Genomic DNA, 26,481 nt, shown 5'->3' with positions numbered 1-26,481 from the left:
AAACATTTAACGACTAAGGTTACTTAATGATTAAATGTTTTTCCGGTATCCAACTACTTTGTCCGATATCTACCGCATTTTTTACTCTTCCCCACACACGGTAAGATGTTGATCCATCTATATTTCCTTTATAATTAATACATTCAGGCTCTCCATAATAATTCACTCCGTACCCAACAGGATATTTTGAAGAAGCATAATACCATCTCACATCAAAATGTTTTAAATATACCCACTGCTTATCATTCCCTAAGCAAATCATATCTTTATCGCCGCCTCCCCAATAACTGTTTAAAATTAAATACGGGATTTTCTTAGTGATTGCACCTGTATACTGGGGGTTCACAGGATTTTCATATATATTTATGCCGTATCCATCAGGATATTTTGAAACTGCAATACCAATACCACTTGATTGCTGCAAATCCACTACATTAGATTGATTTTCTTGATTCGAATCTATAAACCAGGAAAGTGACTTATTTCCTATTAATTGATTCAAATCACATTTCCCGATCCCAGGAACATTCCCCGAATCCGTATATTGCCAAATATCACACGGATATGCCGGCTTATTCCCTCCATAACGAGGAATCCATACAAAATCAGCATCAATATTACGCGCTCCAAACGATACATACGTGTGATGCCCAACATATAAACCTACTTTTTTCGCACCTAAACGACGTAATTCATCTATAAATACTTGTGTCCCGCCTTGCATATCTACCATCGTTTGTACTTCAACATCCGCCACCCAAAACGCAGCAGACTTATCGCCACGATTCCAAAAATCTTGTGCCTCTTTCTTTGCATCTGCAATAGAAATAAAACGACAAAATGCATAATTACCAAACGGAACACTATGCTTCTTCATTGCATTCACATAGTTTTGATACATAAAATCCACCGTATTTGAACCATCTTGCACTCTAGCAATAACTAAATCTAGTTGAGGCGCTGCAATTTCCCAATTAATAGTTCCATTCCACTTTGAAATATCAACAATATAACCCATTACAATTCAACTCCTTTTTATTATCATATTCAAAGCTTGTTTTAGCGTAATCCACATATACCTATTACTATCTATCTATAATATAAATAAGAAGAAATCTTTATTTTTTGAAATATATAATCTTTAAAACTACTTCTTTCAATCTCTCCTCTAACTCATATAATTAGGCGTGAAAATATCAATTTATTTAAAATGATTTTTCTGTTGATAATAATAAATCTTCTATATGTCCTATGTTTATTTGCCTGTACGTAGAAAACCCCTATATGTGAACTATCTTTTTATAATAGTCTAGCCTAACACTCATTGTTTATTTCATTTCTATCTGTAATCAACAATTCCATACGCTATCCAGCCTATTTAAAATTGAGTAAAACTATAATTATTTTACATTTTACCACTGATTTCCAGCCAATAAATTTTGGTACAAAATAATATTAATACATAAAAAAGACATTTCCGATTTTTGAAAATGTCTTTTTGCATCTTAATAAAACAACTTTGGTTCTAAATCTGTATTTTGTAATTGTGGATTTTCACTGCTCATAACGCAACTTGTGGAAAATAAAATTGGGATATCACAAACATCCTCCTGCATTACATCACGAAACACATTTGCAGCAACACCTGTAAACGTTTGACATAGATTTGAAATATCATCATTAAAAAATTGGATCACTTCCGCTTTAAAAACTGGAAATACAACATTCACTCCACCAGGGAACTGAGGTTGTACCACAACTTGTTCAAAATAAGGATTATTCTCTAACGCTACTTGAAATAAATACGCAATTTCAAATGCATCTAGTGGACAAGGAAATGGATTTACAATTTCATTTTCATTATTCGTTTCAATAATGGTTACACTTACATTTCCAAATTGTACAGAAGATTTTAGAAGCGTTGCTAATGCTCTCGCTTTTTCATTACTTAACGCATGCACTAAAATAATATAATTCCCGCCAACCGGAATAAGTGGCCCCACTGTAACTGTTGGATCAACACCAATTGAATTTCTTAGTTCATTAAAATATGTGATCCACGGTGGTGAAAGCTGTGGCTGAGCTTGTACATTTTCTTGCATTCTTTTATTACCTCCTCATACTATTCTTACTACCGTAATATGTATCATGACATAAAATGCATTAGATAGTTAAATCATTTTTCATATTATATTAATTATACATTTCATAGAGTATTCTCCGCTTTTCCCCACATGTTTATGTACTTATACGACAATGAGGTTCTATATTATAATCAACTTAACAAAGATTTCATATTATATAAATACACCTTAATAATCATTTAAATCAATAGGTGAAGCACATATAATGTGGAATATTAGGAGCTGATTTCATGAAAAAAGAACCTATCGTGTTCAAAGTTCCACCGAATTCAAAACTAAAAGTTACATTTTTCGGTCCTTGTAACGAAGTAATTACAAATGTTTCTATAATTAATCAACTACTCACCCCTAAATGCCAAACTATCACGCAATATCCAAACTTTAAGAAATATGTAACTGAAGTACGATCATTATCCCATTGTTAGTCCCCATCATGCACGATTTTCACAACTTTTTTACCTAGATTATTTCGAAAGAAAACAACTACATCCCTAAACTAAAATTACTCATTTCATGATATTCCATTGATAATTTATTGATTCTTTACACGTTTTCATTAAACACGCATATATTATCGTATGGAGATTATCCACTCATAAAACCTATCTTTCTTTTGAGTATACTTTTTATGTATGCTCTTTTTTTATATCCATCGTTTGGACTCGACAATAACCTTCTATATATTATACTCTCACTATTACCATTCATTTCTCTTCTATTAAAACATTATATCTAATTCATAAAACACTCATATAATAAACGAAATTAAATCTGGTTGCTTATATATTTTAGAAAAACAATAAAAAGCCCACACTATTTAGTGAGGGGTCTTAACAAACTTTCTATAAAACATCTACTTATCAGCTTCATTCAATTGGAGAAGGAAACCTTGCCGCTTCAAAATGAACAGTATTTAAACCATTAACGTTTTGTACAATAACGCCATCAATACTACTCTCTGCGAAAATTTCAACTACATCCCCTGCTTCTAATTGAAGAATAGAAGTGACTGAAACATCATTATTAAAAAATACCCCTGTCCCAAAGAAATCATTATCTATAGCTATTGCTGTATTTCCATTTACACGAATTTCTACTCTAGCTCTGTAATTCACATTAATATCATTTGGTGAGAACGTTATATTCCCTAATACACTATACACCCCTCTAGTCTTAGGCATAAAAGTGGATGTTACTGGATTATATTCATTTGCTAAATCAAATTGTTCATTTTGAAATAACACTTTAACAGACGTATTTGCCAGAATAGGTTGATTAACTGTATTCACAGCTCTAAATGCCGACGCTCTTACAAGCTCCTCTTTCTTATTACCACAACAATTTACTTTTACATACTTCCCATCACATTGACTACTTTTCCTATAACAATCATGACTCTTCTTTTTGTACTCGTTACAATACTTACAGTAATAATAAGACGTAGTAAGTCCCCCTTTAAATTTATTATTACATACTATGCAAAATTGATTAGAAAAGCTTGGATGAGCTGTTACTATTATTAATAAAAAAATGAATCCCCACCTGTTTGGTGAGGATCTATTATTAAACTTCTATTCATTTTTAAATTACCTACTTTATTTAGTAGGAGACGGAAATCTTGCCGCTTCAAAGTGCGAACCATCTTCTAAGGGGCTTAAAACACCATCTATACTACTTTGTGCATAAATCTCAACTATATCTCCTGCATTCAATTGAATGATTGTTGAAACACTTACAACATTTCCAAAACCTATTGGACCAAAAAAGTCATTATCTATAGCTATTGCTGCATTTCCATTCACACGAATTTCTACACGAGCTCTATAATTTAAATTTGTATCGTTTGGAAAGAAACCAATCGTTCCAATAATAGAATATACGCCTTTCGTCTTCGGCATAAAAATAGACGTTGCTGGATTATACTCATTTGCTAAATCAAATTGTTCATTTTGGAATAACACTTTCACAAAAGTATTAGCAGGAACATTTTGATTTACAGTATTTCTAGCTCTAAATGCTGATGCCCTAACAAGATTATCCTTGTTGGCATGACACTTACTAGTCTTATTACGACAATCATGTTGCTTCTTTTTATAATCCTTACAATACTTACAGTAGTAATAACAAGACATACTCGTTCCCCTTTCAAGCTTATTACTACATATTATGCAAGATTGATTAGAGAGGTTTGGACTAGCTATTCTTATTTTTAAAAGGGTGCTTTTTACTTGCACCCTTTTGTATTCATTTTATTCCTCTATATTTATAAATTGAATACTGTTCCATATGGAATTGAAGTAAAAGCAATTCCGTATGGTGTAAAATGTTGCGTTGGGTAAAAATACTCCATAGAGGAATAATACGGTTGTATACCTTGCTGCATTTGCATTTGTTGTTGCATTTGCAATGCTTGTTGAACAGCTTGAACTGTACTTTGTGCCCCGCTATACGTTATAGCCGTACCATACGCTGGTCGTATGCCAACTTGAGAATCCACATATGAATAAAACATTAATTTCAACTCACTTCCGAATAAGTTATTACAAAGTATGTTATGTATAATTATTTTAGTGAGTGCTAAAAGCTAGTCTACTAGCCTTTAGCACGTTATTCATTTTAAACTTTTACATTATCACAATATTCAATTAAATATCGCATTTTAAATGGACACCCCATAAGAACATCTCTATTTTGTTGACATATACTTAAAAGAAAAAATATTCTTGAATATTTCACATTAAACATATACTCAAAATCACTTTAAATTTAGAAGCAAATAGTAGTTATCAAGACGTACTTAATATTTTTTTAAAAGGAGGTATTTATGAAATATAATCAAAATTCAAACTCAACAAATCCGTGCGAAAAGTTCCAGGTCCCCTGCTTTATTTCTATATCCCCTTGTGATCAAACTAATTGTTGTACACCTGTCTTTTTCTCAAATTCTCAGCAACAAGAATTATTACAATTAATTAACCAATTAAACGAAGCTATCCTTTCTTTCTTTACAACACCAAATCCAATAACTATTCAAATACTCCAATCAGCATTACAAGCATTAAATGATTTATTAATTGCAGTACAACCAAATACTCCAAATAGAAATTTAGTCATTCGAACTATAAATCAATTAATTAATTCTCTACCTACTGCATCCCTCACTCAAATCTCAGCACTGTTCCAATTCCTATTCCAAAACTTATCTTCACTTATTAGTTGTTCGAATATTTCAGACCCATTGTTACAACAAACATTCAACTTAATTTTACAAGGAATCTTGAATAGTTCATTATTAAGTAGTACTGGACCGACTGGGCCTACTGGACCAAAAGGGATTCAAGGACCTAAAGGAGCACAAGGGCCTCAAGGTGTGCAAGGGATTCAAGGACCAGAAGGGCCAGAAGGGCCTCAGGGATCTCAAGGTGTGCAAGGAATTCAAGGACCTGAAGGACCAGAAGGATCTCAAGGACCTCAAGGCGTTGAAGGAATTCAAGGGCCTGAAGGACCAGAAGGACCAGAAGGACCTCAAGGTGTGCAAGGGATCCAAGGACCTCAGGGACCACCGGGACCGACTGGTTCTGGGACTGGAATGGGAGTTCCTGGGCCACCGGGACCGACTGGACCTCAGGGGGTGCAAGGGATTCAGGGACCAGAAGGACCGGAAGGGCCTACTGGATCTCAAGGTGTGCAAGGAATTCAAGGACTGGAAGGACCGGAAGGGCCTACTGGACCTCAAGGTGTGCAAGGGATTCAAGGACCAGAAGGGGCGGAAGGGCCTACTGGACCTCAAGGTGTGCAAGGGATTCAGGGACCAGAAGGACCACCGGGACCGACTGGAGATTGTGAATGTCCAACAGGTCCAACAGGTCCGACTGGACCAACTGGACCAACCGGACCTGCATGTAATTTCCTTGTTTATGTTACAAACGCAGGAACCATAGATGATCCTGCAGATGATACAGTATCAGTAATCAACACCGGAACTAATACAGTCGTTGCTACAATTACTGTAGATAATGCACCTCTTGAAGTAACGGTTTCACCAAATGGGACTCGCGCTTATGTTACTAATATTTTTTCTAATACCGTTTCCGTTATTGATACTGCCACTAATACAGTTGTTGCTACCATCCCTGTTGGATCTAATCCGATTGGCGTAGCTGTTTCTCCAAATAACACAACTGTTTATGTTGGAAATCATGGTAATAATACTGTTTCTGTTATTAATGCTGCTACTAACACAGTTATTGATACCATTCCCGTTGGCAACGCTCCGCAAGGAATCACTGTTTCTCCAAATGGAGCCTTTGCATATGTTGCAAACGAATTAAGTAACACAATTTCCGTTATAAATACTGCGACAAATACAGTTAGCGCTACCATCCCTGTTGGTATTCGCCCTAGGATAATCGTCTTCACACTAGATGGCACTCGTGCGTATGTCACAAATCAAAATAGCAATACCGTTTCTGTTATTAACACCGCTACCAATTCCGTTATTGATACAATTAACGTAGGTACCGAACCTGTTGGTATTGCTATTACACCAGATGGCACCCGTATTTATGTTGTAAATAAAGTTAGCGATAATGTATCAGTAATAAACGTGGCGACAAATACTGTAATTGATACAATTCCTGTTGCTCTATCCCCTGATCAAGTAACTATCATACCAGATGGCACTCGTGCCTATGTTACAAATCAAGCTAGTAATACTGTCTCTGTCATAAATACTGCGACAAATACGGTTATTGATACGGTCCCAGTAGGTGTTGCTCCAACTGGTATAGCAACCGGAACTATTTGCGAATAATATAAAGAAAGAACAGCGAGACATTAAACATGTCTCGCTGTTCTTTCTTTATTGAGCTTCTTATACACGTTCACAGTCTATGCTTATTTTCCTTAACTATCCCAATTTACCCATCTCCTGATAATTAATTCCTTTACAAAATAAAAAGTAGCTTTTAGGCTACTTTAAATTGCTTTTATCCCCAAGAAAAATGATATATATATTCTCCCATTACACTTTCATTAATCCCAGTAATCCTTACAAATCGCATTAAGTCTGCTCCTTGAAGAAAATACATCGTAAGTGTAACTGGTACCTGTGACCACATAAATTGATAAAGCTCGTTCACTCTCTGCTTTGTTGAAACAGTTACATCATATACAGGACCATTATTCCACGCAGAGGTTTGAACTGAAGTGAACGGAAGGTCTTTCCCATTTACTACTATTCTTGCCACACTTTGAGTTATGTCCACAACAATCTCCTCCGCTATTCCAAAATTAGACCTGTTTCCATACTCATATTCTTATAAATATTCGTAGCTTTAATAAATGCTTGAGGAAAACCTCTATTCAAATTAATTTATTTTATAAAATAAAAAAGCAGCCTACTCATCATACGAGTAGGCCTCTTTTTTCGCTTTACATAGGCTTATTTGCATTTACATAGTATGTTTACTTAACAGTATATGCCCAGCCTTTACGATCAAGATAATCAGTGAATGCTTTTAATTGAGTATCGCTAGTTGGATCAGTTACAGGATAAACATAGCCATCACTTCTAAGAATTAAGTTACCTGTCATCTTAACTGAGTTTAAAGCACTTACTAATTCAGCCAAATTTTCTTTACCTATTCCACCAACTTCGACAATATTACGTTTTTGAGGTGGTTGGCTACCTCCACCAGATTGTCCAGTTAAAGCAAAAACGATTGAATTAGCGATTTTATCAACATCCCATTTTGCCATGTCGGAATCATTATCAATGAATCCTAATTCGATAAGAATAGCTGGTGCTTTAGTCCCATTCAATACTGCTAAATCTTTACGTTGTTTCGCACCACGATCACGCCATCCAATATCTTTTGCTAGTTGAGCTGAAATTTTAGACGCTAGTTCATTCTGATCATAATACAGCACTTCAACACCCTGCCCAGTTCCATCACTTGCATTAAGGTGAAAAGCAATAGCCAAATCTACAACATGTGAATTACTATTACGAATAATATTATTTAAATTTTGAGCTTGAGTGCTTCCTACTTCGTCCGTATCATCATAGACTGTGTGTCCTAAAGCTTTTAACTTGGCTGCAACCGCATCTTTAACTTGACGATCCAAAATATGCTCTTTCCGATTTCCCCAGTTAGCCCCTTGTACAATACTATTGTGTCCTCCATGTAAACTATAACGTGCCATTACTCAACATCTCCTTTTTTATTAGTATATTCAGAGATTTTCTCATGGTCTGTCCATATACCTAAGTCCATACCAAGTGCAGACAAATAAGGCACCAATTCATCTAAAATCTTTTCGCATACCGAATTTAATATAATAAAATTCAAGTAAAGAAAAAACCGCAACCCATTTTTTCAGTTACGGAATCTTTTTTGTATTCTCTTTTGAAAAATTCATTATGAATCACTCTCACTTTCTAATTATCTAGTCCATTTAGTTTTAATGTCACTCTATTAACGATACTTCCCCATAAATATCTAAAGAAATTTCTAATCATGCCATCCCAGCTACTTGCAAAAAATGAAGAAAAAGCTTATAAAGAAAAGTGAGGTTCCTGATATTCGGTTTCATGATCTAAAGCAATCCCTTAACATTAATGTTGCAATAATGTATTTAACTAAAGATCGTAAGCGAATGATTAGGACATGAAAGAGTAGGCAACACATTAGACACCTACTCACAAGTTGTACCAGACCTACAAGAAAAAGCAGTCGAAGATTTTGCAAACAATCTATTTCAAAAATACTAATGTTTGCAATTACGGATTTCGCATACAAATACTAGCTTATCCGTGTAACATTGAGAGGAGTCAAAAATATGAGAGAAATCAAGTCTGAAAAAGAATTCAAAGACATCATCGCAAGTGAGGAGCCAGTAGTTGTTAAGTTCTTTACTACATGGTGCCCGGATTGCGTACGTATGGACAACTTTATCGGAGAGGTAATGGAAGAGTTCAATAAGTTTGAATGGTATTCTATTAATAAAGATGAGTTTCCAAGTATCGCTGAAGAGTATCAAGTAATGGGTATTCCAAGTTTACTTGTATACCAAAATGGTGAGAAGCTAGGCCACTTACATAGTGCTAACGCAAAAACTGAAGAGCAAGTTACTGAGTTTTTAGAAGCATACTAAGATGAAAATCCTCTGAAAAATATTTTTCAGAGGATTTTCATCTTTTTTCACAATTATTGTCGTAGCTCTTTCTTCATGACCAATGTACATAATTACACTCCTTTCCCCCTTCATCCCCTAAGTATAGATGTATACGTTCGTATCACCACTTTCATATGTAATTAATATATCGTATTGTGGTATTTCGCCACTTTCCTTTTGTTTTTTCATTTCAATCCACAAGTTATGAACCCCATTGATTATTTGTTTGTTTTCTATGTTCATTACATATCTTTCATTTACTCCACCGTATCCTTTACATGTAGATATTGATCATTTAGAAATATAATACTTCTTCACAATTTCATCATTTGATGAATTACATCCAGTCATTATTAGAAAAATACATAGTAAGAAAAGTATTCGTTTCTACATCCACCTACCATCTTATCCCTTTCATTGTGAATGATTCCCAATTATATTCATACCCTCACTTTGTACTTTTCAACATATTTTTCCTTAACGAAACTTTGTTACCCCCTACTTAAAAAGCTATAAAGTGTCAACAATGTTTGTATAGACCCACACGAGTTTCATTTGATACTCTATGTATAGAAAGAAATTCCTTTAAAGAAAGGTGCGTGATTAAAATGGATACTCTTTCTCATAAAGAAGCTGATAAAGGTGCTATTGTCAGCATTATGGCCTACATATTTTTATCCTCTATGAAAATTATCATCAGTTATATTACCCTCTCTAGCGCATTACGTGCTGACGGTTTGAATAACTTAACGGATATTGGTGCCTCTTTAGCAATATTAATCGGTTTAAAAATTTCTCGTAAACCTCGAGATCCAGATCATCCATATGGGCATTCGCGTGCAGAACAAATAGCTTCGCTTGTTGCTTCTTTCATTATGGCAACGGTCGGATTAGAAGTTGTTATTAGTGCCATTCAATCATTTTTAAATCCGAAACAAGCTGCGCCCAATGTACTTGCTGCATGGGTAGCTTTATTTTCTGCTGTCGTTATGTACTGTGTATTTAGGTATACGAAAAAGATTGCACTTCGAACAAAGAGTAAATCATTAGAAGCTGCCGCAAAGGATAATTTATCAGATGCGCTCGTAAGTATTGGTACAGTTGTAGGCATTGTCGGCTCACAGTTCCAAATGCCTATTTTAGATCCTATTGCCGCTCTAATTGTCGGCCTTATTATTTGTAAAACTGCATGGGAAATTTTCGTAGAAGCTTCTCATATGCTAACAGATGGCATTGATCCTAATAAAATGGAAGAATATGCTGATGCTATTGAGCATATTTCTGGTGTGGAAAACATTGTAGATATTCGAGCGCGTATGTACGGGAATCAAACGTACGTTGATATTACAATCGAGGTAGACGCTCGTATGGATGTTGGAGAAAGTCACTGTATTACTGACAACATCGAAGCCATGCTTCGAAAAAAATTCGGAATTTACCATGCCCACATTCATGTTGAACCAATGGAAAAAGAACCTATTATGACATAGGTTCTTTTTTTATAAACGCTTTATGAAATATAACACATAAAACGAGCCAGCTACCGCCAGCTGCCCATCCTGCTAATATGTCAGATGGAAAATGCACGCCAAGATATATTCGGCTAACTGAAATAGATAATACAACAAAGCTTGCTATAAGAATAATCAACAGTTTTTTATGCAATGAAATACGCTCTTCAGTAATTGTGACGTATGCAATAAATCCTAAAAAAGCAGTAGCATTCATCGTATGACCGCTCGGAAAACTATATCCAGTTGCAGTAACAAGCTGCGTTACATCAGGTCTTGCCCGTTCATACCATAGTTTAAGCATACTGTTTAAATAACGAGATCCGTAGTAATTAATTGTTAGAAGTAATGCACTAAGCAACTTTTTTCTAACGAGAAAATACATTACAAGAATAATGAGTAACGGAAAATATATTCTTTTGGAACCGATAAAGGACACCCAAGTAAAATAGGTTGTCAAATAATCGTTTCGAAAACTTTGAATAAAGTGTGCGACTATATTGTCAAATTTCTCAATACAAGCGGTATGATACGAAAGTGATAGTGCGACAAAACAAATGAGTAGAGTAAAGCTTAACAAGTATAAATGTCGATATCGTTTCACATACATAACCTCACTATGCAAAAAAATGGAGCGGTTGTTTTAGTTTTCCTCTCCATTTCTTTTTTATGCATAGTTTATTAAAAAATATAATTGTTAATTTTTTGCTGCATCGTTGGGATATCTTCATTCGTTACTGTAAAGCGAATAACCTTCTCATCCAGATCAAGTGCTTCTGCAAATAAACCTGCCAATCCACGTGATTTTCTATCTACTTCCATAATGATTTCTAACCGATCGTGGGAACTTGGCAAGATTAATAATTCTAATTCATCTAATTTCCCATAATACTGTCCTGAAACAGGAATAAACTCAAACTCTTGTGCGAATGGTACTTGCTTACGTAATCGATATGGTAATTCTTCGCATTCTATATGACGCGCTTTAAAACCTAATTGATTTACACTTTCTAATACACTGTTCAATAGTGCATTTGGCAACACTTGAATGTAATCACGGTCACTTGGATCAATACTATTTTTAATATCAAGGCCTGTATGAACCCAAACCGTTTTCATTCCAAGTGTTAGTGGTGCTTCAATTGGCATCTTAAATGAAAATGGAATTTCTTTCTTTTCATTTGGCTCTACAGAAAATGGATCTGTTAAACGAACTCGCTCTAAGTCAAACGTTGCTGTTACTTTTTTATCATCCACTTCTCTTACATATGATGTAGATAACGTTAAGTAAATGCTTTCAATTTGTTGGCTAACTGATCCCCCAGTTATACGAACCTTCCCTACTATCGTTTCTCCAACTACATACTCCTCTTTTTCAAGAACAGTATCTACTTTTGCACTACCAATGCCAACACTCGCTAAAAACTTTTGAAACATGGAGTCTCCATCCTTTCTAAAGCAAAAGCTATATCTTTTTTTAAATCTTGTACATTCTCATAGTACGGTGTTTTTATTTGTAACATTCGCATCAATATTTCACGATTATCATTTTTCAAAGTTAACTCTTCATACCATGGCTTTTCATGTTTTTCAATCGATTCATATCCTGCATATAATAAAAATAACGAGAAATGGCCAAGCGCATAAAAATCGCTACGAAAGTGAACTTCTCGCATCAAAGCTTGTTCACCTTCATACGTTGTAGCTCGCTCATCACCCTCACCTTTATATTTAGCTAATCCAAAATCAATAATACTAATTTGATTTTCTTTCATTAATATGTTCGGAATACGTAAATCTCGGTGAATAATACCTTTACTATGAAAAACTGAAACAATTCCTAATATTTCATATAAAATTTCAAAAACTTCACGTTCTTTATATACACGCCCATCTGAGAAAATATAATCTTCAAAATTTTCACCAGGCATATATTCCATCACAAAAAAGCTTTTTTTCTCCCATAAGAACTGATCATAGAGACTAGGAATTGCTTGATGATTCAATGTTTGTAAAATCATTTTCTCTTGCTCAAATGATTTTCTACCAGACTCATATCTTTGTTTACTTTGTCTTAACTGCTTTAAGACTTTATATCTATTTATTTGTAAATCATTAACGACATATGTAACCCCATAACTGCCCATTCCAATTACTGATTCAATTTTATAACGTTCTGCTACAATTGTATTTTTTCGCAGTGGTCTATCAAATAAAGCTAGTACACGATGCCATTTCATCAGCTACTTGAAAAGAAGCTACGGCTTTTACGTTTTCTTTTATAATGTTGGTGTCCATAACCAGAAGAACGTCGCTTATAGTCACTACTTGAATAAGAGCGCCCTCTATGACGAGAATCACTACTCGAATACGAACGATTTTTTTTCTTTCCTAATAAAGAATCAATAATTTTTTTGAACATCCCTTCACCTCTTTAGTAAAATTTTCTCTTAATTATACCAATAATTTATAAGCATATTTGTGACAAGTTTGTAAAGAGTAAAAAACGACGAGTTTAGCCCGCCGTTACTTTCAATCTTCCTCTTCATCAAAAACTTCGTCAATCATGCATTTCTCTAATAAATACTCGAATGTAATATCTGCGAGATCTTCAATTTCCTCTCGCTTTGGGACGTATCCCCTTTCAATTAGTTGCTCATAAAAAAACTCCGCAATCTCTTCCGTATCAATTACGACTTCAATTTCCTTCATGAGCATCACTCCTTTATTTCTGTTTTATGAAAAAATCTCAAAATTATGTATATGAGATTAGAAAAATAGTTTTTCTTTTTTTATAGGTCATATCATTTGGACGAGGTGCATACGATGGTAGTACAAGCTATCCAAAAGGGGGAAATAATAATGGAATACCAATACGAAGTAGAACAAACAAAAGAAGAGTTCATGCATGAAGATCAATGGGCAGACTCTCTTATTAAATGGCTTTTTATTTTTTTAATAATTGTAGGCATACCTTATACTGCATATGTTGTTGTTCAATTTATTCTCTCTGTCTAGTTAACTATTTTTTCTCTGTCAATTTAACTAAATAATTATGAACAACATCCATAACAATTTTATATTCTTCATCTTTAAATGTATCAAATAACAATTGATAATCGTTATAAATATCAAGTAACCCATCTATGATTTCTTGACGATTTGTCTTAACACTCACTTTTTTCGAGTTGTTAATTGACTTTAATTTTCCTAAATCCAATTTATTCATGCCGGCTTTATCTTGTTTCATTTTCTTCAAAATTGCATTTGCCGTTTGAGCATTGGCAAGTAAAGTTAAATCTGATTCATCCGCTTCTAACCATTCACCATCCGTAATTCGTGATAACTCATATATCGTATCTTCCCATGCGTCATTTTTGTATCTCCATACCTCTGTACGAAAACCAACAATACGGAAAACATCTTTATCATATCCAGTCACTTGCACGAGATCACCAAAGGTGAAATTATAATTTAATTCAATCCACTCCGTATCGCCCTTTTTCATTTCTTGCTCTGTAACGTGCTGCAATGTTTGTTCTACATAAAATCCATCGTGATTATTGACTTCGTATACATAAACCCCATCTAAAACTTTCATATTTGTGATTTTACCAACGGTTCCATATAGCGTAATCACGACTATGTCCCCTACGTTGTATTTAGGTTGTTTTTTTCTTGCCATCTCTATCTCTCCTTTTTTTGACGTCGTGATTTTGATAACAGTATATGCAACCTACTTAAAAACGCTTATCACAGAAGCTTATATTCATAAATTTTTTCGATAAAAAAATATCACTACATAAAATTTATGTGAAACGCAAAAAAGCTAGTAAATAGACTAGCTTTAAATCAAGACATTTCATATAAAAAAACATACAGAATACTTCACTTTCAAAAAGTAATGTATTCTGTATGTTTTCAAATCGTTTTTATCCTTCTTGTATGTATAAATCCCACGCTTCATCAAATATAGACATACTTTCTAGCATTCCACTTAACTCTAAGTATGAACTAATTTCATCATAGTCTTCAGATTGCTTCGGAAAACTTAAATCATCATACATTGCCTCTGCTAAATCTGAAATTTCATTTCTAAATAAAGCTGCGCGATGCTTCATCATATAATGGTAAAATGTCTTTTTCAAAAATATTCCCTGCCTTTCTAACTTGGGTACATTATACAAGGCAAAAAAGAAAAAAACCAGCATAAAAGCTGGTTAAAAGTCGAAATAATTTCTTTTTAATAGTCTTGGTCTTCCCATTAACTCTTCATATGTTAGTTGTTTTGGCAAATCTTTCGTATAAATTAAAAACAACTGATCTTCAATTTCTTTTACAGTATGGTCTGCTTGATAGTCCATTCCACATGAGGAACAAGAAATACATGGTGTCTTTTGGATTTCAATGGCTTTCGTACCATCTGGTAGTTCCCAATACACAGTATTCAAGCTTTCTTTCGCTTCTGTACTGTCACACCACATACAATTCATACTGCATCACCCTCAGTTTTTTTGTCGTTTTCTTCTAATTTAGCCATTTGCGATTGATATTTTTTATCTTTTAATTGGTCTCGCTTATCACGTTTATCTTTTAAAGATGCATGCTTATCATTATCTTCATAGTCTTTACGACGGTTCATACGCTGTAAATCATCTGGAACAAGGTTAAATTTCTTATCGCTCATAAGACCTGCAATACCAACATCTGAACGTTTTTCTTCATAGTTCGGATAAATTTCTTTAAAGTAACCTTCAGCTCTTCCTGGAATGTAGCTCTCTGGTTCTGGATACGTCGTAATAACCCCTTCAAAGTTACGAAGTACAACTTTATCCGCACTTTGTGAAATTAAATAGTTTGGCTGAAGCGCAATTTTTCCGCCTCCGCCCGGTGCATCCACAACGAATGTCGGTACTGCATAGCCAGAAGTATGTCCACGTAAGCCTTCAATAATTTCAAGACCTTTAGAAACTGGTGCACGGAAATGTCCAATACCTTCAGATAAGTCACATTGGTAAATATAATATGGACGCACACGGATTTTTACTAAGTCATGCATTAGCTTTTTCATAATTGGAACGCTATCGTTAATACCTGCTAAAATTACCGCTTGGTTTCCAATTGGAACACCCGCGTTCGCTAGCATTTCACATGCTTTTTTCGATTCCTCTGTAATTTCAATAGAAGTGTTGAAATGTGTATTTAACCATACTGGATGGTACTTTTTAATAATGTTACATAAGTTTTCTGTAATACGTTGCGGGAATACTACTGGTGCTCTCGTTCCGATACGAATAATTTCAACATGCGGAATCTCTCGTAAATTTTTTAATACGTATTCTAAAATTTTATCATTAATTAGAAGACCGTCACCACCAGAGATTAAAACGTCACGTACTTGTGGTGTTTCACTAATATAAGCAATCGCATCGTCTAATTGTTTCTTCGGTACACCCATTCCAATTTGTCCACTAAAACGACGGCGTGTACAGTAACGACAATACATAGAACATTGATTCGTTACTAAGAATAATACGCGGTCAGGATAACGATGTGTTAGCCCTGGAACTGGTGAATCTTCATCTTCATGAAGTGGATCTTCTAAATCATATTTCGTTTTATATAACTCTTCCGAGATCGGTACAGATTGCATCCGAATCGGACAGCGTGGGTCATCAGGATTCATTAGCCAAGCATAATACGGTGTAATATTTAACGGGATCGTTTTCGTTGAAATTTTAACGCCCTCTTCTTCTTCAGGTGTTAAGTTAATCACTTTCCTTAAGTCATCTAACGTTTTGATCGTATTCGTTAATTGCCAAACCCAATCATTCCATTGCTCTTCAGTAACATCTTTCCATAATTCGATATCCTTCCAGTGACGATTTGGTTTGTATACATCATGTAACATTGCTATTCCCCCTTTTTATACGCTCATCCTTTATATAAGCAATTGTTATGCCAACTTCATATTCTTGATAAGTAAATGTGCGAAATACCCTATTATATAGGAGAAAAAATATTTTCAAGTGCAGTAATAACAGAATATTAACTATCATATTCATTACCTTTTATATATGTAAACGTTCTTTTATTGGTGCAAACACACAAAAACCGCCGATTATTCGGCGGTTTTGTCGTACTTACTCAGTTTATATTGAAGCGTTTGACGCGGAATACCTAACATTTTTGCTGCTTGCAAAATATTTCCTTCCGTTTCAATCAACGCTTGGTCTATTAATTCCTTTTCTGTTTGATGAAGAGCTTCCCGAAGCGGTAATATACTTTTCTTCTTTGGAAGTTTCTCTTTCTTAAATATACGAGGTAAACAATTTGCGGTTAATGCATTTCCTTCCGCAATAATGACAGCATGTTCAATTGTATGTTTTAACTCACGAACATTTCCAGGCCATTGATAAGCTTGTAGTCTTTCTTTCGCTTCCTTATCAATTTGAAGTACACCTTTTTTATAGCTTTTATTATATTCTTTCAAGAAATAAGAAGCTAATAGTAATACATCCTCAGTTCTTTCACGTAGTGGCGGGATATATAATGAAAACACATTTAATCTATAATATAAATCAGTGCGAATTTTATTTTCTCGTAAACATACTTCTGGCGGCTGATTCATCGCGGTAATCACGCGAACATCTACTTTCCTCGTCTTATTATCACCGATTCGTCTAATGACTCCATCCTCTAATACACGTAGCATTTTCGCTTGTAAATCGAGCGGCATTGAATTCAGTTCATCTAAAAATAATGTTCCTCCATCTACAAGTTCAAATAAGCCTGCCCGTTCAATCGCCCCTGTATAGCTACCTTTTGTCGTTCCAAACAGTAAGCTTTCTAATAGTGATTCTGGTAAAGCTGCACAGTTTTGTGCAATAAATGGCTTGTTTTTTCTTTTAGAAGCTTCATGAATTGCTTGCACGAACAGTTCTTTTCCTGTTCCCGTTTCACCATATATTAAAACGTTTGCATCTGTTGGCGCTACTTTTTGCGCTAACTCTTTCGTCTGTTTAAAGCGAGAATCATTTGTCACTATCGTCTCAAATGCAGCATGCTTTTTAATCACTTTTTTTCTAGACGATCGCTTTATTTTCGACTGTAAATCGACAATGGTATCAGTTAGCTTTTGAATTGTAGAGTAGTCTTTCGCAATTTCAACAGCACCAGCAATATTCCCATCTATAAAAATAGGTAACGTCGTATTTACGGTACAAACATCTTCTCCATTTAAATTTTGATAATGTTGCACTTGATGTACAATTGGTTTTTTTGTATCTAAAACTTTCATCAATGTACTCGTTTCCCTAGTTAAAGATGGGAACGCCTCTAACAAATGCTTTCCTAACACTTTTTCAATTTTGGATCCATCGTGTTTCGCAGCAACTGTATTGTAAAAAATTGTAATACCATTTTCATCTACTGCGTGTATAGCCTCATCAATACTGCCCAAAATCGCTTCAATGACTTCTTGTGTCGAAACTGCTAGCAATGTCATCCCCCCTTTTGCCGAAAATTCAGCAAATACTATGCCGAATTTCCGGCATACCTATGTGCGATTATAAGCATGACGATTCCGTTCTAATATTTTGATGAAATTTATTTTTGATTAGATAAAGTAAAACTTTAATTAGTTGGGCTTTTACGAGCAGCCAGATTCCCACCTAACTTTTTTACTTTACAGCCGAATTTTGAGGCGGGAGCCTTCATGCTTTCGAATAGCTAGATAAATCTTTTACCCATATATTCATATCTTCCAACTTATCGAAAATGTAGCAATTGTTCGCCAGTCTTCCTGTATATGTATAGCCTAACTGATGAAAGGCAGCATTCATACCGAAAGATAACGATCGAGCAATTGTATAGGAACAGAAAATAGATTTTTCTTGAAGCTCTTCTTCTAACTTAATGAGCAAACTTTTCATAAACCCATGTTTACGATATTCAGGTAAAGTAGCACAATTCGTTAATTCTGCATTGCCTTCCTTTACGTTCATTTCTGCAGACGCTGTACTAATGATTTTCCCCTCAAATTCATATACGTAGTAAATTGTATCGTCTTCTTTCATCGTCTGTAATACATAACTCGCTTCATTTAAAGGTGTCGGATACACTTCAAATACTTTTCCAAAGACAGTTGCTAATTCTTCTGCATCTTCTTCAGTCGCTTTTCTTAACAGAAATTTCTCCGGGACTACTTTTTCTTTTACTTCTTTTGCTTTTACACCACTTAAAATAGTATCTTCCTCAGACCAATGAATACTATTTCGTCTTTCATCATTATTATATTTCACAAAGAAGTATGCATCGTGTCCTTGAAAATAATGAGGTATCGTCGCTTCCAATAAGAAACCGAAAGAGAGCCATGTTGAAACATGCTCTCCCTTTCCTTTAATAATACATTTAGTGAAAGAATGTTTCTCTGCTAGTCCGTCAATTGTCTGTATAATACTTTCAACATTTCCTGTATAGTGATCTATTCGAATACGTTTATTAAAATAATCTAAAACTCCTTCTACTGTATGGCAATTTGTCTGCTCTCTAAAAGATTCATAGTATTTCATTTTTTCACCTCACACCAATCTAGTAATGTACATGCAATAATTTTTGCGGCAGCTATCATTTTATCAATTTCTATATATTCGTTTGGATAGTGTGCTACTTTCGTCTCTCCCGGACCAAATACTATCGTTGGTACACCTGAGATTTGTGTAAATAAACCTCCATCAGTCCCCCACGGAGATGCTTCAATCATTGGTTCCTTCCCTTCAATTTCAACAAAGTTATGCTGAAGTGTTGTAATTAACTCATGGTTTTCTTCTAGTTCACCAGGAACCCATCTCGCTCCAAACCATTCTACTTCTACTGGATTTTCAACAAACCAATTGTCCACATCATGTAATTCAGCGATCCAACTCTCAAACTCTTCTTTTGCTGCCTCTATAGTCTCATTCGGCGCAATACCATATCTTCCTTCTAAAATTAACGAATCAGGAACAGAACTTGGCCAGCTACCACCTTCAATTTTTCCAATATTAATTGGAATTGGAATCGGAATTCCTTTAAATAACGGATCAGTAATTCGACCATTTCTCTTCTCTTCTAATTTTCTCAAATGATCTATAACAAACATGCTTTTTTCAATTGCACTTACTCCTTCATAACGTGTACCACCGTGTGCAGCTTTCCCTTTTACATGTAAACGGAACCACATTGACCCTTGTTGCTTCGGGAAAAACTTCATATTAGTCGGTTCTGGAATAATGACACCATCTGCCTTATATCCTCGTAATATAGTCGCTAATGTCCCTGCCCCGCCACTTTCTTCTTCTATGACACTTTGAAAATAAATATCTCCTTTTAATTCAACACCAGATTCAATAATCGCTTCCATCGCAAGCATAAGTGCGACATTGCCGCCTTTCATATCCGTCGTTCCGCGGCCATATATACGATTCCCTATTTTCTCACCACTATATGGGTGATGGTCCCATTGATTCACATCGCCTTCTGGTACTACATCAATATGCCCATTTAATATCATAGATTTTCCATCGCCGCTTCCTTTTAAAGTTGCCACAATGTTCGGGCTGTCTGAAAAACTTGTACGTGGTGATACAAAATAAGGATGATCTTTCATTTTAGAAAAAGATGGTTCCCAAATATCAAGATCTAAACCTAGCTCACGTAATTTTTCAATCACAATTGCCTGCGCACCACTTTCATCACCAGATACGCTTTTTTCTTGAATTAACCGTGTTAAAAATTTCACACTTTCCTCTTCATGACTCTCAATATAATCACAAACTTGCTTTTTTAATTGCTTCATATATTACATCTCCCCTCATTCAATAACTAGTAAGTTAGAGCCAATTTGAAACTCAGCTTCCGTATGTCGCTTTATATCTTCTACTGTATACGGGCTCATTAATTCTTGTAAAATGAGTCCACTCGAAGTCACTTCCATAACCGCCATATCTGTAATAATTAAATCTACACATTTCTTTGACGTTAATGGCAATGTACACTCTGAAACAATTTTTGCATTTCCGTATTTATCAACATGATTCATCACAACAACGACACGCTTCGCTTTTTGTGCTAAATCCATCGCTCCCCCAATACCGGGCACACGTTTCCCTGGTACAATCCAGTTTGCTAAATCTCCATTCTCACTCACTTGTAATGACCCAAGAATCGTTATATCTAGTAAACCTTTTCGAATCATCCCAAACGCAGTGCAGCTATCAAAATAACTCGCTCCTGTAATAAGCGAAGTCGGTAAACCTGCTGCATTACATAAATTCTCGTCTTCATTCCCTTTACTTGGCGTTGGCCCCATACCGACGATTCCATTTTCTGCATGAAACATTACATTTATATCGTCAGGCAAATGATTCGGTATAAGCGATGGAATGCCAATACCTAAATTTACAATCATGCCATTTTGTATTTCTTTCGCCGCACGCCTAGCAATCTTATCTCTCACTTCTACGCCCATACCCATTTCCAATTCACTCCTTCCGACGGTACGATATAATTTACGAAAACACCTGGAACGACAATTTCCTCAGGATCTAAACTTCCAAGTGGAACAATTTCTTCTGCTTCTACAATCGTTATGTCCCCAGCCATAGCAACATGAGGATTCATATTCCGCGCACTTTTGTCGAATACAAGATTACCAAACGGATCAGCTTTTTTCGCATAAACAATCGCAACTTCAGCAGTTAATGCAGTTTCAACTAAGTATGTCTTGCCATTCATTTCGACTGTTCGTTTTCCATCTTCAACAATCGTATCAACACCAACATCAACTAAAACACCACCAAGCCCTACGCCTCCAGCGCGAATACGCTCTGCTAATGTTCCTTGCGGGGAAAACTCAATTTGTAATCGTCCTTCATTTAACTGTCTTCCTGCATTTGGATTTGAACCAATATGGGAAGTAACTAAAGACTTAACCCGTTCATTTGTAACAAGACGACCGATTCCTACATCAGGAAAGCCCGTGTCATTTCCTATTAAATTTAAATTTGTAACTCCCTTTTCTAAAATAGCCTGTATTAAAGTTGGAGGGGATCCAATCCCCCCAAACCCTCCAAACATTAATGTCATATCATCATGGAACAAAGAAATTACTTCCTCTATCTCTTTTAATTTATTGAATGTATTTGTAATTGTTGTCATACGATACTATGCCCTCCTTTTTGCATCATCTCTTCTACACTTTTTGCAAAAATTGAAAGTAATTCATCTAACTCGGAATATGTAGTTGTCATCGGCGGTGCCACAAGCAGTGCGCTATCTTCTTTTCCTGCTTGCCCTGAAACAGCTTGGTATAAAAGAAGACCATTTTTAGCTGCAACCGAAATAAGCTCCGAAGCTTTTGTAAACGGTTGCAATTCTATTCCGATCAGCAACCCTTTTCCACGCACATCCGCAATAATTGTCGATTGTTGCTGAACTTTCTGTAGTCCCTTAATTAAATATTCTCCCTTTTCCGCTGTTTTTTCAGGTAGATTATGTTTCTCCATGTATTCAATAACAGCTAGAGCCGTTGCTGCAGATAATGGATTTGCACTTAGCGTATGACCACTCATAACAGAACGTGACCCACGTAAAATCGGCTCCATAACTCGGTCACTAACAATCGTCGCAGCCATTGGTGTATATCCCGCTCCTAATCCCTTACCAAGCGTCATAATATCCGGTTCTACACCCCAATGCTCCATCGCAAACCATGCACCAGTACGACCAAGCCCAGTCATTACTTCATCCGCAATGAATAAAATATCGTAATGACTACAAATATCTTTAATCACTTTATAATATTCTTTCGGCGGTACAACCGCACCGCCAGCTGCTCCGATAATCGGTTCAGCAATAAAAGCTGCAATATGCTCCGCACCAATTCTTTCAATTGATCTTTCTAGTTCAGTTGCACAAGCAAGCTGACAAGTTGGATATACCTTTTGTACAGGGCACCTGAAACAATATGGGGCTGGAATAGTTGGATAATCTTCCAAAATAGATACGAAACGTTGTCTGCGCAGCGGATGCCCAGACATTGATAAGGCTCCCATCGTAATACCGTGATAGCTCATCCAGCGTGACAAAATTTTATGTTTCCCTTGAATACCGCGCTCCTGAAAATGCTGAATTGCAATTTTCATAGCTGTTTCATTTGCTTCCGTACCACTATTTACGAAAAAGCTCCAGTTCAAATCTCCTACACTTAAATCACTTAACTTCTTCGCTAGTTTTTCAGCTGGTTCACTCGTAAACTGTGATCTATATACGAAAGCAATCTCCTCTGCTTGCTTTTTAATAACATCTGCAATCTCCTTTACGCCATGTCCAATACCTGCCGTAATTGCTCCTGACGAACCATCAAAATATTTATTTCCGTTCTGGTCATACAAATATACACCTTTTCCATGTGAAATCATTGGATACGGCTGACCAACAAGTGGTTTAATTAAGTAATCGCGCATAGCGCTCCCCCATTTCTTCAATTTGTATATGTATATGAAGAAAATTGACGTTTCTTTCATAAAAAAGAATCCTCTGCACAAGCAGTGAATTTATCAAAATACTATTATAAAATATACAAATGAGTGCTAATAAATGTTTTGAAAACAGAAAATTCAGAACTTAAAACGAAGACCAATCCTTATCTATACGCTCAAATAACCCTCCCTTATATAAAAGTAACGTATTACTAAATGTTTTCCTAACATAATGCCAACTTCCCTCAAATGCCGACATTGTGTAAACTTCGACGGAACTCCCTTTAAACTCCTTCCTATTATCCTACTTTAAATTGCATATTTCCAAAAAAATTTCGACAATTATCTCGCCGCAATGATAACAATCTTTTTATAGAAACTAATTTTCCACATTTAATATTTTCAGTTTATACATAAAAAAAGAACCGATTAACCACATTAATCAGTTCGACACGACGCTCTTTTATCAATATTACTGGGACTCGCTAAAATAAATCAAAAAACCATACGTTTTACGAATTCAACAGTCATATAACGATTTTTCACACAAATTCCTTCATAACTTCATTCACAATCATAATCGGGATATCCCCATCCCAAGGTGCCACTCCTTCCACCGAAGTTAAACTACCTTTCCTTTATAAATTATGTAGGACAATTATCCCTTTGTATGTGTGTTTGCCTATAAATTAAAAAATCCCTTTACTAAAAATTTTTTATACATGTATTCGATACGTTGATTGAAATGCCCTTATAATTTAGTCTTTTTATATTTTTATTACTCCTAGTAAATATAAGCTTCTATTCAACTTAACTAACTCCATATACAACTCTTTTAGTACCACTTTACTAGCCAATAATACTCAGACATACTTCTCCCAAAATATGTTTTTAATCTTTTACTTTTCCCATTCAGAAATACAAGTTTTTCGCATAACCTCTTTCTCACTTCGCATATAGTTTTAATGATGACAAAGGAGGAATGTGCATGTCTCAATCTGAAATCGAAAAATATGGACAAGAAGCTGTACGTTACGATCAGCTCGCCCGTTACTATCAATATAGCAATCCCAAAAAATATGTAGAACTATATATGAAGTATTACGATGCACTTACAAAACTTGTACAGGCATATGAAAAAAGAGATTCTCAAGAAGCCGCTTTACCGTCACATATAAGAATTTTTCATTCTGCTCCAAACACGCCTGCGGTTGACATTTTAGTAAATGGACAAAAGGTAATCAAAAACATTTCATTTAAGCAATTTAGCCCCTATTTATCATTAGTGCAAGGTAAATATCGCATTGATATCGTCCCTGTCGGGAACGAAACTCCAATTTTTTCAGCTTTAGTACCGATAATGGGAAATCATACGTATACACTTGCCGCAATAAATAGTGATAATCACCTACAATTACAACCTATACTTGATAATACACATATACCATCTGGGCAAGCCAAAATTCGATTTATGCATTTTTCTCCAGATACCCCTGTTGTTAACGTAGATTTAAAAGGTGGAGATCATTTATTTGAAAATGTGCTCTTTAAACAAATAACAGATTTTTTACAAGTTAGCCCTGGTACAGCAGATATTGAAGTTTCACTCGCAGATAATAAAAAAATCCTGTTAACTTTACCTAAATTCGATGTTGAACCGAATATAATTTATACCATTTCAATAGTAGGCTATTCAACTAAAGACCCTAAATTAGAAGCCGTTATACTTACAAATTAAAACAGTCTACACCATTTATTTGGTGTAGACTGTTTACTTTTGAAATGCAATTTGAAATTCTGTCCAATCGCTATCTGAACGACACATAATGGACCCTTTATGTTTTTCTACAATTTGTTTACATACAAATAACCCAATACCAGTTCCTAATTTTTTAGTAGTTACAAATGGTTCAAAAATCGTTTCTACATTTTCAGCTGGAATCATCGGTCCATTATTTTTTATCACAATTCGAATAGCTTGCTCTTCTTCAAAAACATCAATGATAATTTTCCGCTCTTCTTTCATTGCTTCCATAGCGTCAATTGAGTTCATTAAAATATTTAAAAATACTTGCCTCACTTCACTCCGATAACCAACAAGTGGTATTGGATACGGCAAATTCTTTTCAATCGAAACATTTGCATTAACCAAACTCGGATATAAGAACTGTATAATATCTTGGAACAAGTCATTAAGCCAAAAACGTTCCGATTCATTCCACATTTCTTTTTTCGAAACGAGTAAAAATTGCGAGATTCGAAAATTTAATTGATCTAATTCATGCGAAATGATATCTAAATACGATAAACTCGGATGGTCTGCCTTTAATAATTTGACAAATCCCATAATTGAAGTAAGCGGATTACGAAATTCATGTACAAAACTAGCTGACATTTGGCCTAAAATCGTCAGCCTTTCTTTATGTGTTTCATTAATATATTGCTGTTTTTCCTCTAAATTCCTCGATATAATTTCCGAGTATTTTAAAACGGTATAATAAATTAATTTGTCAAAACAAGTATGTATTTTGGCCATAATTGGTTTCAATTCACGAGCGCTAACATCTAATTCACACATCGCTTCAAAAAGTTCATTTCTTCCCACATTTGCATTATAAACAAAGTCTCCAATATTCGCATCTGCTCCTGCTCGTTCAATTGCGATTTTCTCGCATAATGGTTGAAGATAATTTATATCTTTATCTTCCATAGTAAGTTCGATTATTAACTCTAATAAATCCTCTCCATTTTGAACTACTTCTAGTTTAAATGGATCTTTTTCGGAAATTATCATTTTGTTTTTCCAGTTCTCTACGAATTGGTGCCTGTTGTTTTTCAAGTGTGAACAAAATACTTCTTTAATATCCTTATCGATTGGAAAAACCTCCATTCACTCCATTTCCATACGACGAATACCCTTTATATTTTGAATATTAACACAAAAAATATGTTTCGTTAATAGATTATTGTCACATTTTGTTAATTTCTGTTGATAAAATTATTTTTTTCTTTCTTATTTAATTATTTATATTCAAATCTCTCTTTTTCCTTCTCATTTTTTTAATTATTTCCGTATTCAAAACGACTTTTTTTGCATCATTTTTAATTCTTGCGTACAATAGGAAG

Annotated in this window: 29 protein-coding genes and 1 pseudogene; 7 read left to right on the top strand and 23 right to left on the bottom strand. The window is 34.9% G+C overall.

Going from position 1 to position 26,481, the window contains the following annotated elements:
* Positions 1-19 precede the first annotated feature (19 nt).
* Complete coding sequence (locus DPQ31_RS11115; protein WP_199632087.1) at positions 20-1,018, bottom strand: glycoside hydrolase family 25 protein; 999 nt, start codon at positions 1,016-1,018, stop codon at positions 20-22.
* Between the two features lie 487 nt (positions 1,019-1,505).
* Positions 1,506-2,102 (bottom strand): hypothetical protein, encoded by a 597-nt coding sequence (locus DPQ31_RS11110; protein WP_208731893.1) that lies wholly within the window; start codon positions 2,100-2,102, stop codon positions 1,506-1,508.
* 272 nt (positions 2,103-2,374) lie between these two features.
* Between DPQ31_RS11110 and DPQ31_RS11105 the strand changes: the two genes are divergently transcribed.
* Positions 2,375-2,569, top strand: coding sequence for a hypothetical protein (locus DPQ31_RS11105; protein ID WP_000712072.1), 195 nt, complete (start codon positions 2,375-2,377; stop codon positions 2,567-2,569).
* A 441-nt stretch (positions 2,570-3,010) separates the two neighbouring features.
* Here DPQ31_RS11105 and DPQ31_RS11100 read toward each other — a convergent pair whose 3' ends face one another.
* The 3 genes from DPQ31_RS11100 to DPQ31_RS11090 all read right to left on the bottom strand — a co-directional run bounded on the left by DPQ31_RS11100 (position 3,011) and on the right by DPQ31_RS11090 (position 4,656).
* On the bottom strand, positions 3,011-3,622 hold the full coding sequence (locus DPQ31_RS11100) for a hypothetical protein (RefSeq protein WP_199632099.1): 612 nt from the start codon (positions 3,620-3,622) through the stop codon (positions 3,011-3,013).
* A 117-nt stretch (positions 3,623-3,739) separates the two neighbouring features.
* The gene (locus tag DPQ31_RS11095) at positions 3,740-4,276 is read right to left on the bottom strand and encodes an ABC transporter permease (protein ID WP_208731892.1); all 537 of its coding nucleotides are present in this window, start codon (positions 4,274-4,276) and stop codon (positions 3,740-3,742) included.
* 131 nt (positions 4,277-4,407) lie between these two features.
* Positions 4,408-4,656, bottom strand: coding sequence for a DUF3947 family protein (locus DPQ31_RS11090; RefSeq protein WP_000500114.1), 249 nt, complete (start codon positions 4,654-4,656; stop codon positions 4,408-4,410).
* 312 nt (positions 4,657-4,968) lie between these two features.
* Here DPQ31_RS11090 and DPQ31_RS11085 point away from each other — a divergent pair, with 312 nt between their 5' ends.
* Positions 4,969-6,957, top strand: a complete 1,989-nt coding sequence (locus DPQ31_RS11085) for a beta-propeller fold lactonase family protein (protein WP_098001045.1) — start codon at positions 4,969-4,971, stop codon at positions 6,955-6,957.
* Positions 6,958-7,132: 175 nt separating this feature from the next.
* Here DPQ31_RS11085 and DPQ31_RS11080 read toward each other — a convergent pair whose 3' ends face one another.
* Positions 7,133-7,411, bottom strand: a complete 279-nt coding sequence (locus DPQ31_RS11080; RefSeq protein WP_199632089.1) for a hypothetical protein — start codon at positions 7,409-7,411, stop codon at positions 7,133-7,135.
* Positions 7,412-7,610: 199 nt separating this feature from the next.
* Positions 7,611-8,351 carry an N-acetylmuramoyl-L-alanine amidase gene (locus DPQ31_RS11075; protein ID WP_098227503.1) on the bottom strand — a complete coding sequence of 247 codons (741 nt, stop codon included), beginning with the start codon at positions 8,349-8,351 and terminating at the stop codon, positions 7,611-7,613.
* A gap of 315 nt (positions 8,352-8,666) precedes the next feature.
* Here DPQ31_RS11075 and DPQ31_RS29305 point away from each other — a divergent pair.
* The 3 genes and pseudogenes from DPQ31_RS29305 to DPQ31_RS11065 form a co-directional block, all read left to right on the top strand.
* A pseudogene (locus DPQ31_RS29305) lies at positions 8,667-8,919 on the top strand (site-specific integrase); the annotation flags it as partial.
* Positions 8,920-8,987: 68 nt separating this feature from the next.
* On the top strand, positions 8,988-9,302 hold the full coding sequence (locus tag DPQ31_RS11070) for a thioredoxin family protein (protein WP_001206937.1): 315 nt from the start codon (positions 8,988-8,990) through the stop codon (positions 9,300-9,302).
* Positions 9,303-9,931: 629 nt separating this feature from the next.
* Entirely contained in the window at positions 9,932-10,813 is an 882-nt protein-coding gene (locus tag DPQ31_RS11065) for a cation diffusion facilitator family transporter (RefSeq protein WP_140158651.1), read from the top strand.
* On the opposite strand, the gene DPQ31_RS11060 is transcribed toward DPQ31_RS11065, so the two are convergent.
* The 5 genes from DPQ31_RS11060 to DPQ31_RS11040 form a co-directional block, all read right to left on the bottom strand.
* Positions 10,803-11,438, bottom strand: a complete 636-nt coding sequence (locus DPQ31_RS11060) for a phosphatase PAP2 family protein (RefSeq protein ID WP_002093763.1) — start codon at positions 11,436-11,438, stop codon at positions 10,803-10,805. The genes DPQ31_RS11065 and DPQ31_RS11060 overlap by 11 nt on opposite strands.
* Before the next feature lie 77 nt (positions 11,439-11,515).
* Positions 11,516-12,271: a sporulation protein gene (locus DPQ31_RS11055; RefSeq protein WP_000486638.1), complete on the bottom strand. Its 756-nt coding sequence runs from the start codon at positions 12,269-12,271 to the stop codon at positions 11,516-11,518.
* Entirely contained in the window at positions 12,253-13,074 is an 822-nt protein-coding gene (locus tag DPQ31_RS11050) for a serine/threonine protein kinase (protein ID WP_097953463.1), read from the bottom strand. Before DPQ31_RS11050 ends, DPQ31_RS11055 begins: the two co-directional genes overlap by 19 nt.
* A complete protein-coding gene (locus tag DPQ31_RS11045) occupies positions 13,074-13,256 on the bottom strand; it encodes a hypothetical protein (protein WP_208731891.1) in 183 nt (60 codons plus the stop codon). Before DPQ31_RS11045 ends, DPQ31_RS11050 begins: the two co-directional genes overlap by 1 nt.
* Before the next feature lie 110 nt (positions 13,257-13,366).
* Positions 13,367-13,546: a YozD family protein gene (locus tag DPQ31_RS11040; protein WP_000658452.1), complete on the bottom strand. Its 180-nt coding sequence runs from the start codon at positions 13,544-13,546 to the stop codon at positions 13,367-13,369.
* A 150-nt stretch (positions 13,547-13,696) separates the two neighbouring features.
* Here DPQ31_RS11040 and DPQ31_RS11035 point away from each other — a divergent pair, with 150 nt between their 5' ends.
* Positions 13,697-13,852, top strand: coding sequence for a DUF3930 family protein (locus DPQ31_RS11035; RefSeq protein WP_000456536.1), 156 nt, complete (start codon positions 13,697-13,699; stop codon positions 13,850-13,852).
* Between the two features lie 4 nt (positions 13,853-13,856).
* Here the strand turns inward: DPQ31_RS11035 and DPQ31_RS11030 are convergent, their stop codons facing one another.
* The 10 genes from DPQ31_RS11030 to DPQ31_RS10985 form a co-directional block, all read right to left on the bottom strand.
* Entirely contained in the window at positions 13,857-14,519 is a 663-nt protein-coding gene (locus tag DPQ31_RS11030; RefSeq protein ID WP_000101503.1) for a hypothetical protein, read from the bottom strand.
* 247 nt (positions 14,520-14,766) lie between these two features.
* Positions 14,767-14,982 (bottom strand): YozE family protein, encoded by a 216-nt coding sequence (locus DPQ31_RS11025; protein ID WP_000750718.1) that lies wholly within the window; start codon positions 14,980-14,982, stop codon positions 14,767-14,769.
* A gap of 72 nt (positions 14,983-15,054) precedes the next feature.
* Complete coding sequence (locus DPQ31_RS11020; protein WP_000995765.1) at positions 15,055-15,327, bottom strand: YokU family protein; 273 nt, start codon at positions 15,325-15,327, stop codon at positions 15,055-15,057.
* Positions 15,324-16,745, bottom strand: a complete 1,422-nt coding sequence (gene ablA / locus DPQ31_RS11015) for a lysine 2,3-aminomutase (protein ID WP_208731890.1) — start codon at positions 16,743-16,745, stop codon at positions 15,324-15,326. Before ablA ends, DPQ31_RS11020 begins: the two co-directional genes overlap by 4 nt.
* Positions 16,746-16,955: 210 nt before the next feature.
* Positions 16,956-18,341: an arginine utilization transcriptional regulator RocR gene (rocR, locus tag DPQ31_RS11010; protein ID WP_002038616.1), complete on the bottom strand. Its 1,386-nt coding sequence runs from the start codon at positions 18,339-18,341 to the stop codon at positions 16,956-16,958.
* A 208-nt stretch (positions 18,342-18,549) separates the two neighbouring features.
* The gene (gene ablB / locus DPQ31_RS11005) at positions 18,550-19,407 is read right to left on the bottom strand and encodes a putative beta-lysine N-acetyltransferase (RefSeq protein WP_000878583.1); all 858 of its coding nucleotides are present in this window, start codon (positions 19,405-19,407) and stop codon (positions 18,550-18,552) included.
* A complete protein-coding gene (locus DPQ31_RS11000) occupies positions 19,404-20,672 on the bottom strand; it encodes a peptidase (RefSeq protein ID WP_000811521.1) in 1,269 nt (422 codons plus the stop codon). The genes ablB and DPQ31_RS11000 overlap by 4 nt, the downstream gene beginning before the upstream one ends.
* Positions 20,673-20,687: 15 nt before the next feature.
* The gene (locus DPQ31_RS10995; protein ID WP_000525263.1) at positions 20,688-21,350 is read right to left on the bottom strand and encodes a CoA transferase subunit B; all 663 of its coding nucleotides are present in this window, start codon (positions 21,348-21,350) and stop codon (positions 20,688-20,690) included.
* Positions 21,335-22,033 carry an acetate CoA-transferase subunit alpha gene (atoD, locus tag DPQ31_RS10990; RefSeq protein ID WP_000208114.1) on the bottom strand — a complete coding sequence of 233 codons (699 nt, stop codon included), beginning with the start codon at positions 22,031-22,033 and terminating at the stop codon, positions 21,335-21,337. Before atoD ends, DPQ31_RS10995 begins: the two co-directional genes overlap by 16 nt.
* On the bottom strand, positions 22,030-23,340 hold the full coding sequence (locus DPQ31_RS10985; RefSeq protein ID WP_001205888.1) for an aspartate aminotransferase family protein: 1,311 nt from the start codon (positions 23,338-23,340) through the stop codon (positions 22,030-22,032). The genes atoD and DPQ31_RS10985 overlap by 4 nt, the downstream gene beginning before the upstream one ends.
* A gap of 1,003 nt (positions 23,341-24,343) precedes the next feature.
* Between DPQ31_RS10985 and DPQ31_RS10980 the strand changes: the two genes are divergently transcribed.
* The gene (locus DPQ31_RS10980) at positions 24,344-25,093 is read left to right on the top strand and encodes a DUF4397 domain-containing protein (RefSeq protein WP_000083271.1); all 750 of its coding nucleotides are present in this window, start codon (positions 24,344-24,346) and stop codon (positions 25,091-25,093) included.
* Between the two features lie 33 nt (positions 25,094-25,126).
* On the opposite strand, the gene DPQ31_RS10975 is transcribed toward DPQ31_RS10980, so the two are convergent.
* Positions 25,127-26,245 carry a BA2291 family sporulation histidine kinase gene (locus DPQ31_RS10975; protein WP_199632093.1) on the bottom strand — a complete coding sequence of 373 codons (1,119 nt, stop codon included), beginning with the start codon at positions 26,243-26,245 and terminating at the stop codon, positions 25,127-25,129.
* Positions 26,246-26,481: the final 236 nt, after the last annotated feature.

The sequence above is a fragment of the Bacillus sp. COPE52 genome, from assembly GCF_003355115.1.
Lineage (GTDB): Bacteria > Bacillota > Bacilli > Bacillales > Bacillaceae_G > Bacillus_A > Bacillus_A toyonensis.
This window is presented reverse-complemented; position numbering and strand designations above follow the sequence as displayed.

What these genes read in the sequence shown, in the direction of transcription:
- atoD (WP_000208114.1), bottom strand. Translation starts at nt 22,033, where the DNA reads ATGACAACAATTACAAATACATTCAATAAATTAAAAGAGATAGAGGAA.
- DPQ31_RS11000 (WP_000811521.1), bottom strand. Translation starts at nt 20,672, where the DNA reads ATGAAGCAATTAAAAAAGCAAGTTTGTGATTATATTGAGAGTCATGAA.
- DPQ31_RS10995 (WP_000525263.1), bottom strand. Translation starts at nt 21,350, where the DNA reads ATGGGTATGGGCGTAGAAGTGAGAGATAAGATTGCTAGGCGTGCGGCG.
- DPQ31_RS11105 (WP_000712072.1), top strand. Translation starts at nt 2,375, where the DNA reads ATGAAAAAAGAACCTATCGTGTTCAAAGTTCCACCGAATTCAAAACTA.
- DPQ31_RS11040 (WP_000658452.1), bottom strand. Translation starts at nt 13,546, where the DNA reads ATGAAGGAAATTGAAGTCGTAATTGATACGGAAGAGATTGCGGAGTTT.
- DPQ31_RS11055 (WP_000486638.1), bottom strand. Translation starts at nt 12,271, where the DNA reads ATGTTTCAAAAGTTTTTAGCGAGTGTTGGCATTGGTAGTGCAAAAGTA.
- DPQ31_RS11085 (WP_098001045.1), top strand. Translation starts at nt 4,969, where the DNA reads ATGAAATATAATCAAAATTCAAACTCAACAAATCCGTGCGAAAAGTTC.
- DPQ31_RS10975 (WP_199632093.1), bottom strand. Translation starts at nt 26,245, where the DNA reads ATGGAGGTTTTTCCAATCGATAAGGATATTAAAGAAGTATTTTGTTCA.
- DPQ31_RS11070 (WP_001206937.1), top strand. Translation starts at nt 8,988, where the DNA reads ATGAGAGAAATCAAGTCTGAAAAAGAATTCAAAGACATCATCGCAAGT.
- DPQ31_RS11095 (WP_208731892.1), bottom strand. Translation starts at nt 4,276, where the DNA reads ATGTCTTGTTATTACTACTGTAAGTATTGTAAGGATTATAAAAAGAAG.
- DPQ31_RS11045 (WP_208731891.1), bottom strand. Translation starts at nt 13,256, where the DNA reads ATGTTCAAAAAAATTATTGATTCTTTATTAGGAAAGAAAAAAAATCGT.
- DPQ31_RS11030 (WP_000101503.1), bottom strand. Translation starts at nt 14,519, where the DNA reads ATGGCAAGAAAAAAACAACCTAAATACAACGTAGGGGACATAGTCGTG.
- DPQ31_RS10980 (WP_000083271.1), top strand. Translation starts at nt 24,344, where the DNA reads ATGTCTCAATCTGAAATCGAAAAATATGGACAAGAAGCTGTACGTTAC.
- DPQ31_RS11035 (WP_000456536.1), top strand. Translation starts at nt 13,697, where the DNA reads ATGGAATACCAATACGAAGTAGAACAAACAAAAGAAGAGTTCATGCAT.
- DPQ31_RS11075 (WP_098227503.1), bottom strand. Translation starts at nt 8,351, where the DNA reads ATGGCACGTTATAGTTTACATGGAGGACACAATAGTATTGTACAAGGG.
- DPQ31_RS11115 (WP_199632087.1), bottom strand. Translation starts at nt 1,018, where the DNA reads ATGGGTTATATTGTTGATATTTCAAAGTGGAATGGAACTATTAATTGG.
- DPQ31_RS11110 (WP_208731893.1), bottom strand. Translation starts at nt 2,102, where the DNA reads ATGCAAGAAAATGTACAAGCTCAGCCACAGCTTTCACCACCGTGGATC.
- ablA (WP_208731890.1), bottom strand. Translation starts at nt 16,745, where the DNA reads ATGTTACATGATGTATACAAACCAAATCGTCACTGGAAGGATATCGAA.
- DPQ31_RS11065 (WP_140158651.1), top strand. Translation starts at nt 9,932, where the DNA reads ATGGATACTCTTTCTCATAAAGAAGCTGATAAAGGTGCTATTGTCAGC.
- DPQ31_RS11050 (WP_097953463.1), bottom strand. Translation starts at nt 13,074, where the DNA reads ATGAAATGGCATCGTGTACTAGCTTTATTTGATAGACCACTGCGAAAA.
- DPQ31_RS11020 (WP_000995765.1), bottom strand. Translation starts at nt 15,327, where the DNA reads ATGAATTGTATGTGGTGTGACAGTACAGAAGCGAAAGAAAGCTTGAAT.
- ablB (WP_000878583.1), bottom strand. Translation starts at nt 19,407, where the DNA reads ATGAAATACTATGAATCTTTTAGAGAGCAGACAAATTGCCATACAGTA.
- DPQ31_RS11090 (WP_000500114.1), bottom strand. Translation starts at nt 4,656, where the DNA reads ATGTTTTATTCATATGTGGATTCTCAAGTTGGCATACGACCAGCGTAT.
- rocR (WP_002038616.1), bottom strand. Translation starts at nt 18,341, where the DNA reads ATGACATTGCTAGCAGTTTCGACACAAGAAGTCATTGAAGCGATTTTG.
- DPQ31_RS10985 (WP_001205888.1), bottom strand. Translation starts at nt 23,340, where the DNA reads ATGCGCGATTACTTAATTAAACCACTTGTTGGTCAGCCGTATCCAATG.